The 16,757-nt window shown below is 69.0% G+C and carries 16 protein-coding genes, 1 tRNA gene and 1 pseudogene; 15 read left to right on the top strand and 3 right to left on the bottom strand.

Features of this window, described 5'->3' with window-relative positions; genetic code table 11:
• Positions 1-9: 9 nt before the first annotated feature.
• A complete protein-coding gene (locus ACFVV5_RS07950) occupies positions 10-258 on the bottom strand; it encodes an SCO4226 family nickel-binding protein (RefSeq protein ID WP_387241570.1) in 249 nt (82 codons plus the stop codon).
• A gap of 120 nt (positions 259-378) precedes the next feature.
• On the opposite strand from ACFVV5_RS07950, the pseudogene ACFVV5_RS07945 reads away from it, so the two are divergent.
• The 3 genes and pseudogenes from ACFVV5_RS07945 to ACFVV5_RS07935 form a co-directional block, all read left to right on the top strand.
• Positions 379-822: pseudogene (locus ACFVV5_RS07945) on the top strand (AAA family ATPase); the annotation flags it as partial.
• 475 nt (positions 823-1,297) lie between these two features.
• Complete coding sequence (locus tag ACFVV5_RS07940) at positions 1,298-3,211, top strand: LuxR C-terminal-related transcriptional regulator (RefSeq protein ID WP_387241567.1); 1,914 nt, start codon at positions 1,298-1,300, stop codon at positions 3,209-3,211.
• A gap of 140 nt (positions 3,212-3,351) precedes the next feature.
• Positions 3,352-3,615 carry a hypothetical protein gene (locus tag ACFVV5_RS07935; RefSeq protein ID WP_387241564.1) on the top strand — a complete coding sequence of 88 codons (264 nt, stop codon included), beginning with the start codon at positions 3,352-3,354 and terminating at the stop codon, positions 3,613-3,615.
• On the opposite strand, the gene ACFVV5_RS07930 is transcribed toward ACFVV5_RS07935, so the two are convergent.
• Positions 3,612-4,250 (bottom strand): MBL fold metallo-hydrolase, encoded by a 639-nt coding sequence (locus ACFVV5_RS07930; RefSeq protein WP_387241561.1) that lies wholly within the window; start codon positions 4,248-4,250, stop codon positions 3,612-3,614. The two genes, ACFVV5_RS07935 and ACFVV5_RS07930, sit on opposite strands and share 4 nt — an antisense overlap.
• A gap of 114 nt (positions 4,251-4,364) precedes the next feature.
• Between ACFVV5_RS07930 and ACFVV5_RS07925 the strand changes: the two genes are divergently transcribed.
• The 3 genes from ACFVV5_RS07925 to ACFVV5_RS07915 all read left to right on the top strand — a co-directional run bounded on the left by ACFVV5_RS07925 (position 4,365) and on the right by ACFVV5_RS07915 (position 7,581).
• Positions 4,365-6,440, top strand: coding sequence for a heavy metal translocating P-type ATPase (locus ACFVV5_RS07925; protein WP_387242369.1), 2,076 nt, complete (start codon positions 4,365-4,367; stop codon positions 6,438-6,440).
• 82 nt (positions 6,441-6,522) lie between these two features.
• Positions 6,523-7,422 (top strand): diacylglycerol kinase family protein, encoded by a 900-nt coding sequence (locus tag ACFVV5_RS07920; RefSeq protein WP_387241558.1) that lies wholly within the window; start codon positions 6,523-6,525, stop codon positions 7,420-7,422.
• Between the two features lie 86 nt (positions 7,423-7,508).
• Positions 7,509-7,581 (top strand) — tRNA-Glu (locus ACFVV5_RS07915).
• A gap of 64 nt (positions 7,582-7,645) precedes the next feature.
• Here the strand turns inward: ACFVV5_RS07915 and ACFVV5_RS07910 are convergent.
• The gene (locus ACFVV5_RS07910; protein WP_387241555.1) at positions 7,646-7,909 is read right to left on the bottom strand and encodes a KTSC domain-containing protein; all 264 of its coding nucleotides are present in this window, start codon (positions 7,907-7,909) and stop codon (positions 7,646-7,648) included.
• A 23-nt stretch (positions 7,910-7,932) separates the two neighbouring features.
• Between ACFVV5_RS07910 and ACFVV5_RS07905 the strand changes: the two genes are divergently transcribed.
• The 9 genes from ACFVV5_RS07905 to ACFVV5_RS07865 all read left to right on the top strand — a co-directional run bounded on the left by ACFVV5_RS07905 (position 7,933) and on the right by ACFVV5_RS07865 (position 16,755).
• The gene (locus tag ACFVV5_RS07905) at positions 7,933-8,187 is read left to right on the top strand and encodes a hypothetical protein (protein ID WP_387241552.1); all 255 of its coding nucleotides are present in this window, start codon (positions 7,933-7,935) and stop codon (positions 8,185-8,187) included.
• 185 nt (positions 8,188-8,372) lie between these two features.
• A complete protein-coding gene (locus ACFVV5_RS07900) occupies positions 8,373-9,455 on the top strand; it encodes a TerC family protein (protein ID WP_387241549.1) in 1,083 nt (360 codons plus the stop codon).
• Positions 9,452-10,189 (top strand): PP2C family protein-serine/threonine phosphatase, encoded by a 738-nt coding sequence (locus tag ACFVV5_RS07895; RefSeq protein ID WP_387241546.1) that lies wholly within the window; start codon positions 9,452-9,454, stop codon positions 10,187-10,189. Before ACFVV5_RS07900 ends, ACFVV5_RS07895 begins: the two co-directional genes overlap by 4 nt.
• Positions 10,190-10,361: 172 nt before the next feature.
• Positions 10,362-11,876 carry a 3-isopropylmalate dehydratase large subunit gene (leuC, locus tag ACFVV5_RS07890; RefSeq protein ID WP_387241543.1) on the top strand — a complete coding sequence of 505 codons (1,515 nt, stop codon included), beginning with the start codon at positions 10,362-10,364 and terminating at the stop codon, positions 11,874-11,876.
• Positions 11,876-12,475, top strand: coding sequence for a 3-isopropylmalate dehydratase small subunit (gene leuD / locus ACFVV5_RS07885; protein ID WP_387241540.1), 600 nt, complete (start codon positions 11,876-11,878; stop codon positions 12,473-12,475). Before leuC ends, leuD begins: the two co-directional genes overlap by 1 nt.
• Positions 12,476-12,513: 38 nt before the next feature.
• Entirely contained in the window at positions 12,514-13,842 is a 1,329-nt protein-coding gene (gene murA / locus ACFVV5_RS07880) for a UDP-N-acetylglucosamine 1-carboxyvinyltransferase (RefSeq protein WP_387241537.1), read from the top strand.
• 7 nt (positions 13,843-13,849) lie between these two features.
• On the top strand, positions 13,850-14,632 hold the full coding sequence (locus tag ACFVV5_RS07875) for a lysophospholipid acyltransferase family protein (protein ID WP_387242366.1): 783 nt from the start codon (positions 13,850-13,852) through the stop codon (positions 14,630-14,632).
• Complete coding sequence (locus ACFVV5_RS07870) at positions 14,622-15,770, top strand: NAD(P)H-dependent glycerol-3-phosphate dehydrogenase (protein WP_387241534.1); 1,149 nt, start codon at positions 14,622-14,624, stop codon at positions 15,768-15,770. The genes ACFVV5_RS07875 and ACFVV5_RS07870 overlap by 11 nt, the downstream gene beginning before the upstream one ends.
• Positions 15,667-16,755, top strand: a complete 1,089-nt coding sequence (locus ACFVV5_RS07865) for a D-alanine--D-alanine ligase family protein (protein WP_387241531.1) — start codon at positions 15,667-15,669, stop codon at positions 16,753-16,755. Before ACFVV5_RS07870 ends, ACFVV5_RS07865 begins: the two co-directional genes overlap by 104 nt.
• Positions 16,756-16,757: the final 2 nt, after the last annotated feature.

The raw sequence follows: 16,757 nt of genomic DNA, 5'->3' as shown, positions 1-16,757 counted from the left end.
CCGCGCGGCTCAGACCTCGATGCTCACCTCGAAGACCTGACTGGTCGGATGCCCGGCCCGCTCGTGGATGCGCATCAGAGCCTCCTTCGACGGTCCGGTCGACATGCAGAAGACCTTGCCGCTCTGCGGGTCGAGCCACGCGTGCTCGATGTGGACGCCCTCCTCGTTCTCGATCGCCGTGTCGGCGTCGTGTGCCGCCATCAGTTGTTCCTTCGTGACGCCGACGAAACCGTCGTGTACGTCGATGAATCGTGCCATCGCTGACTCCTTTCTCCTCCTCGCAGCCTCGCGGTAGGCATCCGGGCAGGCCATCGGTCGTCTGACCGATCATGGGTCGCGGGCCTGTCGGCCGCGGCGTGACGCTCCTAGACTGTCCGTGTGATCTCGGCGCACCCGACGCCTGGGGGTCTCGCCCGTGTCTGCCCGGACTTCGTGGGTCGCGAGGATCTGCTCGCACTCGCCCTCCGGCGCTGGCAGAAGGCGCTCGACGGCTCAGGGCATCTGCTCCTCCTCGGTGGCGAGGCGGGCATCGGCAAGTCGCGCCTGCTCGACGAGCTCACCGACCGGATCGCGGCCCCGCGCACGGTCCAGGTCGGCGCGTTCCCCAGCGACCGCGAGACGCCGGGAGTGCTTCTCCTCGAACTGGCGGGGGAGCTGCGGGCCGCACGGGAGGGGGAGGCGGCCGACCGCATCCGGACCCTGGTGCTCGACGAGAGCGCCGGCGACTTCTCCCGTCGGCGCCGTCTGCTCGTCGCCGAGCTGACCGCGACGCTGCAGGAGGTGCTCGCCCAGCCGACGCTGATGCGCATCGAAGACGTGCAGTGGGCCGACGAGCTCAGCCTCGACGTGCTCGAACGCGTGGCCGGCAACCTGCGCAACGAACCGAGCATGGCCGTCCTCACCTATCGCAGCGACGAACTCTTCTCGCAGTCGGACTTCCAGCTCTGGCGCACCCGCCTGCTCGGTCAGCGGCGCGCCGAGGAGGTGCTGCTTGCGCGGCTGGACGCCGACGGCACGGCCAGGATGTTCACCTCGATCGTCGGGCGGGAGGCGGCCAGCGACGAGCTGGAACGGCTCTACGAGTCGAGCGACGGCATCCCGCTGCACATCGAGGAGCTCCTGGCGGGCGGTCTCGACGAGGTCCCCGACACGATCGCCGAGGCTGTCATCGACCGGGCCGGGCGGTTGCGTCCACGCACGGCGGGAGACGCTGGCGGCCGCCGACGTTCTGGGCCGCAGCTTCGACGCGGCCCTGCTCGCGCGGATCACCGGGGATTCTCCGATCGAGGTCGAGCTGATGCTCGACGAGCTGATCGCGCAGCACTTCGTCACAGTTCGCGCCGACGGCCGCACCTACGACTTCCGGCATGCGCTCATCCGCGACGCCGTCTACGAGGACATCGGGCTCGCCCGGCGTCGGTCCCTGCATGCCGCGGTCGCCCAGGCGGTCGAGGAGGCCGGATTCCCGGATGCCGCCGTCTCCGATCACTTCGAGCGGGCCGGCCTCGCCGCGGAGGCGTACGCGCGGGCCGTGGCGGCGGCCGATCACGCGGTGAAGCTCTCGGCCCACCGGGAGGCCGCCGAGTTGCTGGAGCGCGCCGAACGGACGATGCCGACGACCTCCCCTCCCGCCGCCCAGGCCGAACTGCACCGCCGGCTGGCCGGTGAGCTCGCGGCGATCGACGACAACGAAGCGGCCGAGCGCGAATACCGGCGTGCCATCGACCTGCTGCGCGAGCAGGGCGACGAAGTGGGCGCCGCCGAGCTCGTGCCGTCGCTGGTCGCGACACGACACCTCCTCGGCGCCGACCTGAACGCCCGGATGCACGACCTCGACGACGCACTCGCCCGGCTGTCCGGACTGCCCGAAGCGGAGACCCGGCGGGCGCGCACCCAGCTCCTCGGGGCGCTGGCGGCGGTCAACATGCTCGACCGCCGCCTTGAGGAGGCATTGGAGTACGGACGCCGCGCGGGCGAGCTGTTCAGCGACGACGACCTCGAGACGCGCATCGGCGTCGACGCCACGGTCGGCTCGGTGCTCGTCTTCGCGGGCGAAGGCGAGGCGGGCTGGCGGCTGCTCGAAGAGACCACGGCGCGAGCCGTCGAAGCGGGACTCGAGGCCGCCGCCGCGCGCAGCTACCGGATGCTCGGCTCCTGTGCCTCGATGCTCGGCGAGTACGGCCGCGGAGAGCACTGGCTCTCCGAGGGCATTGAGTACACGGCGCGCGTTGAGCGGTGGAACGACCATCACTACCTCGTGGCGCACCTCGCCAACGTCCGGTGGGCGACCGGTGACACGGCGTCCGCATCCGCCCTCGCGTCCCGGGCGCTGGCCGACGGCCGCTGCGCCATCACCACCCGGGTCACCGCGCTGCACGCGCTCGGCTCTGTCGCGTTGGCCTCTGCAAACGACGAACGGGCGGCGGCACTTCTCGAAGAGGCCATGGAGATCGGCGAGGGGATGCACGAGCTGCAGCGACTGTCTCCGGCGCTGTGGGGTCTGGCCGAGCTCGCACTGCGCGGAGGGAGGCATGCCGAGGCCGTCGAGCTGAGCGAGCGCGGTCATGCGGACTCGGCACGGGTGTCGGACGCGGCGTACCTCTATCCCTTCGTGGTCACCGGGACACGCGCCCACCTCGCGACCGGAGGACCGACGGCCGCGCGAGACTGGCTCGCGCGCTGCGCCGTGCTGGTGCACCGGCGCGGCATCCCGGTCACCCTGCCGGCGCTCGACCACGCGGAGGGTCTGATCGAGTTGGCGGAGGGCCGTCCGGGTCAGGCGCGCACCGCGCTGGAGCGTGCGGCCGAGGGCTGGAGCGCATCCGGTCGGTGGTGGGAGCTGACGCAGTCCCTGATCGATCGCGCGATCTGCGCCGCCCGCTCGAAGAGCCCGGCGCTGGCCTCCGACCTGCTCGCCGAGGCCCGGGGGAGCGCGACCGCGGCGGGCGCGACGGCGCTGCTGAAACAGGCGGCGGCAGCGGCGTCCGGCTCTCCCCGCGACGACGGGACGTACCCGCTCACGGCGCGCGAAGTGGAGGTGGCGCGGCTGGTGGCGACCGGCTCGACCAACCGGCAGATCGCCGGCACGCTCTCCATCGCGCCCAAGACGGTCGGCTCGCACATCGAGCACATCCTGGCCAAGCTGGGGGCAGCGCGGCGCGCCGAGATCGCCGCCTGGTCGGCCGCTCATCCGAGCCGCCCGGTGTCGTGACGCCTGGGACGCGCATCCGGAGTCGCCGCCTCGTGACGTCCGTGACGTGCATCCGGAGTCGTCGCCTCGTGACGTCCGTGACGTGCATCCGGAGTCGTCGCCTCTTGACGCCCGCCCCTCCGGTGGCGTTCACTCGGCCTATGAGCCGAATCGAAACCGGAATCGTGTCATACACCCTCTCGAGCGACTACTACGCGCGGGTGGGCGCCGACTTCGACACCGAAGCGGTCGACGACGCCATCCTCGCCCAGCTCAACCGCCTGGTGCCGGTCGGCATCACGGTCGAGCGCAGCGGCCGGGTGCTCGCCGACGAGGAACTGGCCGACGTGGCCCGCGCGATCGACTGGCCGGCCCTGCTCAAGACCATCGACGTCGACCAGATCCTGGCCGACCACGGTCGCTAGAGGTCGAGCGAGTCGCCGGGCTCGAGCGCGAAGAACTCGCCGCCGCCCTGCTCCGTGGCCCACTTGATGCGCCCGTTGGACATGTCTTTGCCCGCGCGCGCCAGCACCATCTCGTGGGTCGGGAAGCTGCGCTTCGGCTTCACGGCGAGTACGTAGTCCATCGACTCGGCGATCTTCATCCACGGCGCTCCGGCGGGCACGGCGAGCACGTCGACCTCCACGCCCTCGGGGATCGTGTACGAGTCGCCGGCGTAGTAGAGCTCGTCGTTGATGAGCACGCCGAGGTTGTCGACCACGGGGATGCTCGAGTGGATGACCGCGTGTCTCCCGCCGAAGAAGCGGAGCGTGAACGGCTCGGCCTCGACGGTGTCGCCCGCGTGGACCACGGTGATGTCGAAGTCCGGGGCGGCGGCCGCGACGCCTTCCGGCGCGAAGATCGGCACCTCCTCGTTGAGCTCGAGGATGCGCCTCAGCTGTTCGGGGGTCCAGTGGTCGGCGTGCTCGTGGGTGATCACGATCGCGACGGTGTCGGCCGTGTCGGTGAGCGGCGACGTGAACGAACCGGGGTCCACGAAGAGCTTCTTACCGGATTCTTCGAGGAGCAGGGCGGCGTGTTCGAACTTCGTGAGTCTCATGGCTCCAGGAAATACCCAATCGTGCCCGCGCTGCAACTCGTCGGCCGCTTTCTCGCGAGCATCCCGGAGACGGTTGAGGAATATACCCCTAGGGGGTACCGTTGGGGCGTGGATATGGACGAGACGACGCAGCAGCACGACCACTCGGCGATGAACCATGCGGCTCACGAGCACGACGAGCACGGCCCGCATGGCGATCACGGCGACCACGGTGACCACGCCGGCCACGATCCGGCGATCTTCCGGCGCAAGTTCTGGCTCACCCTGGTGCTCACCATCCCGACCCTGGTCTTCTCGCCGGGGCTGCAGGAGATCCTCGGCCTGAGCGGGCCCCGCTTCCCGGGCAGCCAGTACATCCCCGCCGTCTTCGGCGTCGCCATCTTCTTCTACGGCGGACTCGTGTTCCTGCGCGGCGCCGTGGACGAGCTGCGCAGTCGGCGCCCCGGCATGATGACCCTGATCTCGCTCGCCATCGTCGTCGCCTTCGGCTACAGCCTGGCCGTGACCTTCGGTCTGCCGGGCATGGACTTCTGGTGGGAGCTCGCCACCCTGATCCTGATCATGCTGCTGGGCCACTGGATCGAGATGTCCGCGGTGATGGGCGCTCAGGATGCGCTCGGCCAGCTGGCGAAGCTGCTTCCGGATGAGGCCGAGCGCGTTCTGGGCAGCGGTCCGGATGCACGATCCGAGACGGTCGCGGTCGGTGACCTCGGCGTCGGAGACCTCGTTCGCGTGCGTCCGGGCGCGGCGGTCCCGGTGGACGGCGCGATCGTCGAAGGCTCGTCGGAGCTGGACGAGTCCCTGCTCACCGGCGAGTCCCAGCCCGTCCCGCGCACGGTCGGCGAGCAGGTCGTCGCCGGGAGCATCTCCGGCAGCGGGTCGCTCCTCGTCCGCGTGACGAAAGTGGGCGGCGACACCGCCCTTGCCGGCATCATGCGACTGGTCTCCGACGCGCAGGCGAGCAAGTCTCCCACCCAGGTACTGGCCGACCGCGCGGCAGCCTGGCTGTTCTATGTGGCGTTGGCCTCCGCCGCCCTCACCCTGGTGGTGTGGGTGTTCCTGCGGCCGGACGATCCGGCGTTCGTCCTCGAGCGCGTGGTCACGGTGCTCGTGATCGCCTGCCCGCACGCGCTCGGGCTGGCGATCCCGCTGGTCGCCCAGATATCGACCGCGATCGGCGCGCGCAACGGACTGCTGATCCGCGACCGGCACGCGATGGAGGACGCCCGGCTGATCGACGTCGTGCTGTTCGACAAGACGGGAACCCTCACGGAGGGCCGCCAGGGCGTCGTGGCCGTCACGGTGGCGGACGACGCCGACGAGGATGCGGTGCTCGCGCTGGCAGCGTCCGTCGAGGCCCCGGCCGAGCATCCGATCGCCCGTGCCATCGTCGCGGAGGCGGTGGAACGTTCGCTCCGGCTCGTGAAGGTCGACTCGTTCCAGGCGCTCGGCGGCCGTGGGGCGACCGGGGTCGTCGACGGTTACGAGGTCACGGTCGGTGCGCCGCGCATCCTGACCGAGCGTGGTGTCACGCCGTCGGCCGAACTCGTCAACACCTCGCGGGACGCGGCGAAGCTGGGCCGGACCGTCGTGTTCGTGCTGCGCGGCGACGAGGTGCTCGGGCTGATCGCCCTCGCCGACGTCGTGCGGCCCGAGTCGGCGGAAGCCGTGCGCACGCTGCACGAGCGCGGCATACGCGTGGCGATGCTCACCGGCGACTCGCGCGAGGTCGGCGAGGCGGTCGCGGCGCAGCTCGGCATCGACGAGGTGTACGCGGAAGTGCTGCCGGGCGACAAGTCGAGCACCGTCGCCGCCCTGCAGAAGGACGGCTCCCGGGTCGCGATGGTCGGCGACGGCGTCAACGACGCGCCCGCGCTGGCGCAGGCCGACGTGGGCATCGCGATCGGCGCGGGGACGGACGTGGCGATCGAGTCGGCCGGGATCGTCCTGGCCTCCAGCGATCCGCGCGGGGTGGCGAAGGTCATCCGGCTGTCGCGGGCGACCTACCGCAAGATGCTGCAGAACCTCGCCTGGGCGGTCGGTTACAACGTGGTCGCGCTTCCCCTGGCCGCCGGCGTGGCGATCGGCATCGGCATCGTGGTGTCCCCGGCGTTCGGCGCCGTGCTCATGTCGGTGTCGACGATCGTGGTGGCGCTGAACGCGCAGCTGCTCCGCCGCATCCGCCTCTGACCCCGGATGCGGCGACCCGCGGAACGACCCGTCTAGGGATGTTGCGGGCCCGCGGTGGGGGAGTCGGCCATAATCGTGACCTATGGCCGCATCCCTCACCGTCGTCGTCGCGGTCAACCCGATGGCGTCGTTCGGCCATCGGAGCGACGTGGGACCGCGCGCCATCGAGCGCCTGCGCGCGGCCGGCCACACAGTCGTCGACGTGGGCGCGGCCAACATCGAGCTGCTCCGGCGGGAGACCGAGCGTGCCGTCGCCGCCGGGGCGGACGCCCTCGTCGTTGTCGGCGGTGACGGCATGGTCAACCTCGGCGCCAACATCGTCGCGCAGACCCCCACCCCGCTCGGGATCGTGCCGAGCGGCACCGGCAACGACATCGCCGACGGCCTCGGGATCCCGCTGCGAGACACCGAGGCCGCGATCGACGCGCTGCTCGACGCCCTCCACCGGCCGCCGCGTGTCATCGACGCCGGCCTCGTCCGTCACGGCGAGCTGAGCACCTGGTTCGCAGGTGTGCTCTCGGCCGGCTTCGACGCGACCGTCAACGAGCGTGCCAACCTGATGACCCGTCCGCGCGGTCGCAGCCGCTACGTCTTCGCCCTGCTGCGGGAGCTCGCCACGCTGCGCCCCATCCACTACGAGGTCGTCGCCGACGGCGTCCCCTTCGAGACCAGCGCGATGCTCATCTCGGTGGCGAACAACCGCTCGCTCGGAGGCGGCATGCGCATCGTCCCGCACGCCGGGTTCGACGACGGGATGCTCGACCTCTTCGTCGTCGCCAGGATGTCCAGACTCCGCTTCCTCCGGGTCTTCCCGCGCGTATTCTCCGGAACGCATACAGACCTCCCCGAGGTCTCCTTCCGCAGCGTCCGGAGCATTACGCTCAGCGCTCCCGACGTCGTCGCGTACGCGGACGGCGAGCGCATCGGCCCGCTTCCCGTCGAGGTCTCGGTCGTTCCCGGGGCGCTCCGGATGCTCGCCTGAGCGTCCTTCGCCCGCCACGCCCGGGCGCCGGCTCCCGTTTTGGAACCCGCGCCCGGAGTGTGGCATACTCATTGAGTTGCAAAAACGGCCCCATCGTTTAGCGGCCTAGGACGTCGCCCTCTCACGGCGGTAACGCGGGTTCAAATCCCGCTGGGGTCACACCATCACGAGAAGCCCTCTCGAACCACGGTTCGAGGGGGCTTCTCGCATGCCTGCGCGACCGCTACCGCACCTTCTCCGTCGGGCACACATCCCGTATGCGCCCGGTGAAGTACTGCCCCGCACTCTCGGCATCCCACAGCTCGCGCCACACCCGCGCCGGGACCACCCAGTACCGGTACACGTCGCCGCTGACGAACTCGAGCTCGAGGATGCGCCGCGTCGCAACCGGCGGTGCATGGTCGTCGTGACAGCGTCGTCCGATTCGTCGCTCATGGCCGCAACGGTAGACCGGGCATCCGGAGCGGTGGAAGATGACGGGAGACATTCCGGCGGGGAGGGCGAGGCGACATGGTGCAGGCGAGCTGGGACGAGTTCACGGCGGGATTCGACGCCAGGGACCTCGAGCTCATCGAAGCCTTCCGGGCTGTCGCCATCGAGCTTCCGGATGTGACGGAGCACGTCCATCGCACCGAGGTCCAGTACAAGGTCGCGCGCGTCTTCGCGTCCGGCTACGTGAAGAGCCATTGGCTGGAGATCGCCGTCGACCTCCTGCGCGAGGCCCACGACACCGTCGGACCGGGCACGAGACCGGGCACGAGCTGAGCGGGAGGCTCCTGTAGACTTCCCGGAGCGAAGGGGAGTATCCCGGACGACCCACGGCGGGTCGGCGCTGTGGACGTCATCACGGAACGATCGCATTGTTCCCGGGCACAGCGGCACCCGACTGGATGGGTGCGGGAGAGACTTTCGGCCCGTGTCTCTGGCGCCCTTCGAAAGGTAAACACCCCGTGGAGCTTGCTCTTCCTGCTTGGTTCGAGATCACGTCGTTCGTGGTCCTCCTGCTCATCCTGGCCTTCGACCTGCTGATCGTCTTCAAGCGGCCGCACATCCCGAGCGCCAAGGAGTCGACGCTCTGGGTGACGTTCTATGTCGCGCTCGCCCTGATCTTCGCCCTGCTGATGTTCCTGATCGGCGACGCCGAGCATGCGGGGCAGTTCCTCGCCGGCTGGCTCACGGAGTACAGCCTCAGCATCGACAACCTGTTCGTGTTCGTGCTGATCATGTCCCGGTTCGCCGTGCCGCGGAAATACCAGCAGGAAGTGCTGATGGTGGGCATCATCCTCGCGCTGGTGCTGCGCGGCATCTTCATCGTGCTCGGCGCATCCCTCATTGCCAGCTTCAGCTGGATCTTCTACATCTTCGGCGCGTTCCTGCTCTACACGGCCATCCACCAGGCCTTCAGCACGCACGATGAGAACGAAGACGAGGAGAACGCCTTCGTCCGCTTCATGCGCAAGCGCCTGAAGGTCTCCAAGCAGTACGAGGGCTTCAAACTCCGCACCCTCGTGGACGGCCGCCGCATGTTCACGCCGCTGATCATCGTCTTCCTGGCGCTCGGCACCACCGACCTGCTGTTCGCGCTCGACTCGATCCCCGCGATCTTCGGCATCACGCAGAGCCCGTTCATCGTGTTCGCCGCGAACGTGTTCGCGCTGATGGGCCTGCGCCAGCTCTACTTCCTCCTCGGGCATCTGCTCGACAAGCTCGAATACCTCAAGTACGGGATCGCGTTCATCCTGGCCTTCATCGGCGTCAAGCTCGTCTTCCACGCGATGCACGAGAACGAGGTGCCCTTCATCAACGGCGGTCATCCCATCGAGTGGGCGCCCGACATCGGCACCTGGACGTCGCTCGCGGTGATCATCCTGTCGATGGCGGTCGCTACGATTGCAAGTCTGGTGAAGCTGAAGATCAGCGGCACCACCGTCGCCGAGGCCATCCACGGCGACGACCCGGACGAGTCCGGCGAAGCGGACCAGCCGGCCCCGGGCGGGCCGGCCGGCAACACCGAGGAGGGCACCGCCAGATGACGTCAGTCGACGTGAGCGTACGCAGCGATGTCGGGGCCGTACGTCACGTCAACGAAGACAGCCTGCTGGCCGCCGACCCCGTGTTCGTGGTCGCCGATGGCATGGGCGGTCACGCGCGCGGAGACGCGGCGAGCCGCACCGCGGTCGAGACGCTGGCGGCGTCCGTGCCGTCCGGCACCCTGCCGACCCCGGATGAGGTGATCGCGGCCATCGACGAAGCCAACGCTGCCGTGCGCGCACTCTCCGGAGCCGACGAGTCGGGGGTCGCTGTCGCAGGCACCACCCTCACGGGCGTCGTCCGCGTCCGCGACCCCGAGAGCGGCGACGAGCCGCGCTGGATGGTCGTCAACGTCGGCGACTCCCGGGTGTATCAGTGGGACGGTCACGTCCTCCAGCAGCTGAGCGTCGACCATTCGGCCGTCCAGGAGATGCTCGACGCGGGCCTGATCACCGCGGAACAGGCGCTCGTGCATCCGGAGCGCAACGTCATCACGCGGGCGCTGGGCGCCGAAGACCTGGTCGACACCGACGTCCTGATCCTGCCGATCGAGGGGCACCAGACCTTCCTGATCTGCTCCGACGGGCTCACCAAGGAGCTGACCGACGAGCAGATCTCGGGCATCCTCACCGACGTCCGCGGCGACCACGCCGCCGACGCGCTGGTGGAGGCGGCGGTCGAGGCCGGGGGACGCGACAACGTCACCGTCGTCGTGGTCGAATCGCTCGCCGCGTAGCTCCGGGCCGAGCGCGTTTGCCAGGTTCACGGCGGCTCGGGTGATAACCTGAAATCGTGCTTTACGGTGTGCTTCTCCTTAGCTGCCGCGACGAGTCCTAGTTTCCGGGCCTCCCTCGTCGCGGAGTTCGTCGTTGGCTGACCACCGAAGCAAGCAAGGAGTACACGACCCCATGAGCAGCGAATCCGAGAGCCGTTCCGTCTCCGCCGACCGGCAGGCTCTGACCCTCGCCGAGAAGGTCTGGCGCGATCACCTCGTCGTCAAAGGCGAAGACGGCTCGCCCGATCTCATCTACATCGACCTGCACCTCGTGCACGAGGTCACCAGCCCGCAGGCCTTCGACGGACTGCGCCTGGCCGGGCGTCCGGTGCGTCGTCCCGACCTCACGATCGCGACCGAAGACCACAACACGCCGACCATCGGCATCGACCGGCCCATCGCCGACCTCACCAGCCGCACCCAGATCGAGACCCTGCGCAGGAACGCTGAGGAGTTCGGCATCCGGCTGCACTCGCTGGGCGACGTCGAGCAGGGCATCGTGCATGTCGTCGGCCCCCAACTCGGCCTGACCATGCCGGGCATCACCGTCGTGTGCGGCGACTCGCACACCTCGACGCACGGCGCGTTCGGCGCGATGGCGCTCGGCATCGGCACGAGCGAGGTCGAGCACGTCATGGCCACGCAGACTCTGCCGCTCGCGGCGTTCAAGACCATGTCGATCACCGTCGAGGGCGACCTGCGTCCCGGTGTGACGGCGAAAGACATCATCCTGGCGGTCATCGCCAAGATCGGCACCGGAGGCGGTCAGGGCTACGTGCTCGAATACCGCGGCAGTGCCATCCGCGCGCTCTCCATGGAGGGCCGCATGACGATCTGCAACATGTCGATCGAGGCGGGCGCCCGCGCCGGGATGGTCGCGCCGGACGAGACCACCTTCGCCTACCTGAAGGGCCGTCCGCACGCGCCGGCCGGTCAGGACTGGGATGACGCGGTCGCCTACTGGAAGACGCTGCCCACCGACGACGACGCGGTCTTCGACGCCGAGGTGTACCTCGACGCCGATGAGATCGAGCCGTTCGTCACCTGGGGCACCAACCCCGGCCAGGGCGTCTCGCTGAGCGAGAGCGTCCCGAACCCCGCCGACATCGACGACGCAAACGAGCGCGCGGCCGCAGAACGCGCCCTGGAGTACATGGATCTCACGGCGGGAACGCCGATGAAGAGCATCCCGGTCGACGCGGTGTTCATGGGTTCGTGCACCAACAGCCGTATCGAAGACCTGCGGGCCTTCGCCTCGGTCATCAAGGGCCACAAGAAGGCCGACAACGTCCGCGTCATGGTGGTCCCGGGCAGCGCCCGCGTGCGCATCGAGGCCGAGGCCGAGGGCATCGACAAGATCGTCGAGGAGTTCGGCGCCGAGTGGCGGTTCGCCGGCTGTTCGATGTGTCTCGGCATGAACCCCGACCAGCTCGCGCCGGGGGAGCGCTGCGCCTCCACCTCCAACCGCAACTTCGAAGGCAGGCAGGGCAAGGGCGGCCGCACGCACCTGGTCTCCCCGCTGGTCGCGGCGGCCACGGCCATCCGCGGAACGCTCTCCAGCCCCTGGGACCTCGAGGGCGACGAAGGCGGCGACACGCCGGGCCGTGACGGCTCGGATGCGCGCCGGGGAGAGAAGGTGGGCGCCTGATGGAAAAGATCTCCACGGTCACCGGCGTCGCCGTACCGTTCCGCCGCTCCAATGTGGACACCGACCAGATCATCCCGGCGGTGTTCCTCAAGCGCGTGACCAAGACGGGCTTCGACGACGCCCTCTTCCACGCCTGGCGTCAAGACCCCGACTTCATCCTCAACCAGGCGCCGTACCAGGGCGCGCGGGTGCTGATCGCGGGCTCCGACTTCGGCACCGGCTCATCGCGTGAGCACGCCGTCTGGGCGCTGCGCGACTACGGTTTCGCCGCGGTGCTCAGCCCCCGGTTCGCCGACATCTTCCGCGGCAACGCGGGCAAGCAGGGACTCCTCGCCGGCCAGATCAGCGAGGAGGACGCCGAGCGTCTCTGGACCGCCATCGAGGCGGAGCCGGGAATAGAGGCGACGGTGGATCTGGTTGCCAAGACTGCGAGCGTCGGTGGGGTCACGGTGTCATTTGACATCGACGATTACACTAGATGGCGTTTGCTCGAAGGGTTGGACGATATCGGTCTGACCCTGCGCGACGAGGCGCACATCACAGAATTCGAAGCCCGTCGCGAGAGCTGGCGGCCCAAGACGTTACCGGTGAAACTTTGACATCACTCCTTCAGGACGCCCAAGCAGCAGGAGCCCACGTGGGGCTCAAAGGCGATCGCATCTCCATCAACGGAGGCATCCCGCTCCGCGGCCGCATCGAGCTGAAGGGAGCGAAGAACCTCGTCACCAAGGCGATGGTCGCCGCCCTCCTCGGCGAGGGTCCCAGCGTGCTGCGCGACGTTCCCGACATCAGCGATGTGCGGGTCGTGCGCGGTCTGCTCGAGATCCACGGCGTCAAGGTCACCGACGGCACCGACGAGGGCGAACTCCTCCTCGACCCGAGCAATGTCGAGAGCGCCCACATGGCCGACATCGACGCGCACGCCGGCTCCAGCCGCATCCCGATCCTGTTCTGCGGACCGCTGCTGCACCGCCTCGGCGAGGCGTTCATCCCCGACCTCGGCGGCTGCCGCATCGGCGACCGCCCGATCGACTACCACCTCGAGGTGCTGCGCAAGTTCGGCGCCATCGTCGACAAGCTGCCCACGGGCATCCGGATGACCGCCCCGAACGGTCTGCACGGCGCCAAGCTGGAGCTCCCGTACCCGAGCGTCGGAGCCACCGAGCAGGTGCTCCTCACCGCCGTCCGTGCCGAGGGCATCACCGAGCTCAAGGGCGCGGCGATCGAGCCCGAGATCATGGATCTCATCAACATCCTGCAGAAGATGGGCGCGATCATCACGGTCGACACCGACCGCGTCATCCGCATCGAGGGCGTGTCGAAGCTGGTCGGCTTCAGCCACACCGCGCTGTTCGATCGCAATGAGGCCGCCAGCTGGGCCGCGGCCGCGCTGGCGACCGGCGGCGACATCTACGTCGGCGGCGCACGCCAGCCCGAGATGCTCACCTTCCTCAATGTCTTCCGCAAGGTCGGCGGCGCCTTCGAGATCCACGACGACGGCATCCGGTTCTTCCACCCCGGCGGCGAGCTCAAGCCGGTCGTCATCGAGACGGATGTGCACCCCGGGTTCATGACCGACTGGCAGCAGCCCCTCGTCGTGGCCCTCACCAAGGCCAAGGGCGTCTCGATCGTGCACGAGACCGTGTACGAGCAGCGCTTCGGCTTCGTGGACGCGCTCGTCGAGATGGGCGCCACCATCCAGATCCACAAGGAGTGCCTGGGCGGCCACCCGTGCCGTTTCGGCCAGCGCAACTTCAACCACTCGGCTGTCATCACCGGCCCGACGCGCCTGCACGGCGCCGACATCGTGGTCCCCGACCTGCGCGGCGGCTTCAGCCACCTGATCGCGGCGCTCAGCGCCGAGGGACGTTCGACCGTCAGCAACGTCGGGATCATCAGCCGCGGGTACGAGAACTTCATCACCAAGCTGGAGCTGCTGGGAGCCGACTTCGTTCTCGAAGGATAATGGGGTGGTGAGTCAACCCTCTTCAGCGCAGAACCCTGTCTCCAAGCTCCCTCGCAAGGAGACGAGCACGCCGTCGATCTTCTGGGTGCTCGCCGGAATCATCATTCCGCTGTTCAGCATCCTGGCGCGCTTCCGGATCGTCGACGGCCAGAAGCTCCCGCGCCGCGGGGCCTTCGTGGTCGCGCCGAACCACTACACCGAGATCGACCCGGTCGCCGTCGGCATCGTGACCTGGCATCTCGGGCGGATGCCGCGCTTCCTCGCGAAGGGCAGTCTGTTCCGGGTTCCCGTGCTCGGGTGGTTCCTCCGCAAGTCGGGCCAGGTGCCGGTGGAGCGCGCGGGGTCGCCCCGCGGGTCCGCCCCGCTGAAGGCCGCGCAGCAGATCGTCGACGACGGCCGCATCGTGATCGTCTACCCGGAGGGCTCGCTGACCCGCGACCCCGACCTGTGGCCGATGCGCGGCAAGACGGGCGCTGCGCGCATGGCGCTGGAGCACGACATCCCGGTGATCCCCATGGCCCATTGGGGCACTCAGCAGGTCATGGCCCGCTACGCCAAGAAGATCAGCCTCTTCCCGCGCAAGACGATCACCGTGAAAGTCGGCGACCCCGTCGACCTCTCGGTGTTCCGCGGGCGCAATCTCGACGCGGCCACGCTCACCGAGGCGACGGCCGTCATCATGGACGCCGTCACCGCGCTGCTGGAGGACCTCCGCGGCGAGAAGGCTCCTGAGACCCGGTGGAACCCCGCCGAGCACGACCAGAAGGAGACGGGCCGCTTTGAAGGCTAACGCTGGCAGGAAGCCGGTGGTCGCGCCCAAACGCGTCGCCGTCCTCGGGGCGGGGAGCTGGGGGACCACGTTCGCCAAGATCCTCGCCGACGGCGGCTCCGACGTCGTGCTCTGGGCGCGGCGGCCTGAGCTGGCCCGCGAGATCAACGAGGTCAAGCGCAACAGCGACTACCTCGAGGGCATCAACCTGCCCCGCAACCTGCGCGCCACGTCCAAGCTGGGCGACGCGATCCAGAGCGCCGAGCAGGTCTTCATCTCGATCCCGAGTCAGATGCTCCGCTCCAACCTGGAGGCGATCGCGCCGTTCCTGGGGCCGGAGACGGTCGTGGTGAGCCTCATGAAGGGCGTCGAGAAGGGCACCGGCCTCCGGATGAGCGAGGTGATCGCCCAGGGGCTGCCGATCGAGCCCGAGCGCATCGCCGTCGCCTCTGGGCCCAATCTCGCCCTCGAGATCGCCCGCGAGCAGCCCACCGCCGCCGTCGTCTCGTCTGTGAGCCTGGAGACGGCGCAGGCCGTCGCGATGGCCGCGACAAACCGCTACTTCCGCAGCTTCGTGAACACCGACGTGATCGGCACGGAGTTCGGCGGGGTCCTGAAGAACCTCATCGCCGTGGCGATCGGCATCGTCGACGGCGTCGGCTACGGCGAGAACACCAAGGCGTCGATCATCACGCGCGGTCTCGTCGAGATGACCGACTTCGCCGTCGCCTACGGCGCCGAGGCGGTGACCCTGTCCGGTCTCGCCGGGCTCGGCGACCTCATCGCCACCTGCGAGTCGTCGCTCAGCCGCAACAACACCGCCGGCCGTCTCCTCGGCCAGGGCTACAGCTTCAACGACGTCGTGAAGCAGATGAACCAGACGGCCGAGGGTCTCGCCTCGGTCGCGCCCATCCTCACGCTCGCCGAGGCGCGCGGAGTGGAGATGCCCATCGTGCGCCAGGTGAGCCAGGTGCTTGCCGGTACGCTCGATCCGAAAGACATGGCGCCGCATCTCACCACGGATTCGGACGAACCCCAAGGTGAAAGGACTACGGATGACGGACAGACTCGCGGTCGCTCTTCTGTTTGGGGGTCGCTCAAGCGAGCATTCGATCAGCTGCGCGACGGCGGCGGGAGTGCTCACAGCGATCGACCGTGAGAAGTACGAGGTCATCCCGGTCGGCATCACGTCCGACGGCGCCTTCACCCTGCAGCCAGACGACGCCGCGCTGTTCGCGCTGAACGCGGAGAGCATGCCGACGGTGCACGACAACGGCACGCGCATCCACTGGCCGGAGTCGGCGAGCACACGCGAGCTGACGGTGACCGAGAACGGCGAGACGCGTTCGCTGGGCGACGTCGACCTGGTGTTCCCGATCCTGCACGGTCCGTGGGGCGAAGACGGCACGATCCAGGGGATGCTCGAGCTGGTCGACCTCCCGTATGTCGGCAGCGGCGTCCTCGCCAGCTCGCTCGGCATGGACAAGCACTTCACCAAGAGCGTGCTGCAGCAGGCGGGCATCCCGGTGGCGCCCTGGCGCACGGTGACGGCCTACGAATGGCACACGGATCCGGATGCGGTGCGCGCGTCGGCCGCTGACCTCGGCCTCCCCGCCTTCGTCAAGCCGGCCCGGGCCGGGTCGAGCGTCGGCGTGAGCAAAGTGAACGACTGGGCCGAGCTGGGCCTCGCCATCGACATCGCGTTCGCCGAAGACGATCGTGTGCTCATCGAGTCGGCGCTGGTGGGCCGCGAAGTGGAGATCGCCGTGCTGGGCGGACGCCCGGGCCAGGCCACGCGCGCTTCGGTGGCCGGCGAGATCGTGATCTCCGGGCGCGACTTCTACGACTTCGACGCCAAGTACCTCGGCGCTCCGGGCATCGACCTGGTGTGCCCGGCCGACCTGACGGCCGAGGAACTCGCCACCATGCAGGAGCTCGCCGTGACCGCGTTCGACGCGATCGGCGGCGAAGGCCTCGCCCGCGTCGACTTCTTCCTGACGGCCGACGGCTTCGTCATCAACGAGATCAACACGATGCCGGGCTTCACTCCGATCTCGATGTTCCCGCGCTGCTGGCAGGAGTCGGGCCTCGGCTACCCGGCCCTGATCGACGAACTGATCTCGGTGGCTCTGGCCCGCGCCTGACC

The organism is Leifsonia sp. NPDC058248 (genome assembly GCF_042881905.1).
Classification (GTDB): Bacteria; Actinomycetota; Actinomycetes; order Actinomycetales; family Microbacteriaceae; genus Leifsonia.
Note: the sequence above shows the minus strand (reverse complement) of the source record. Positions and strands in the feature narration are given on the sequence as shown.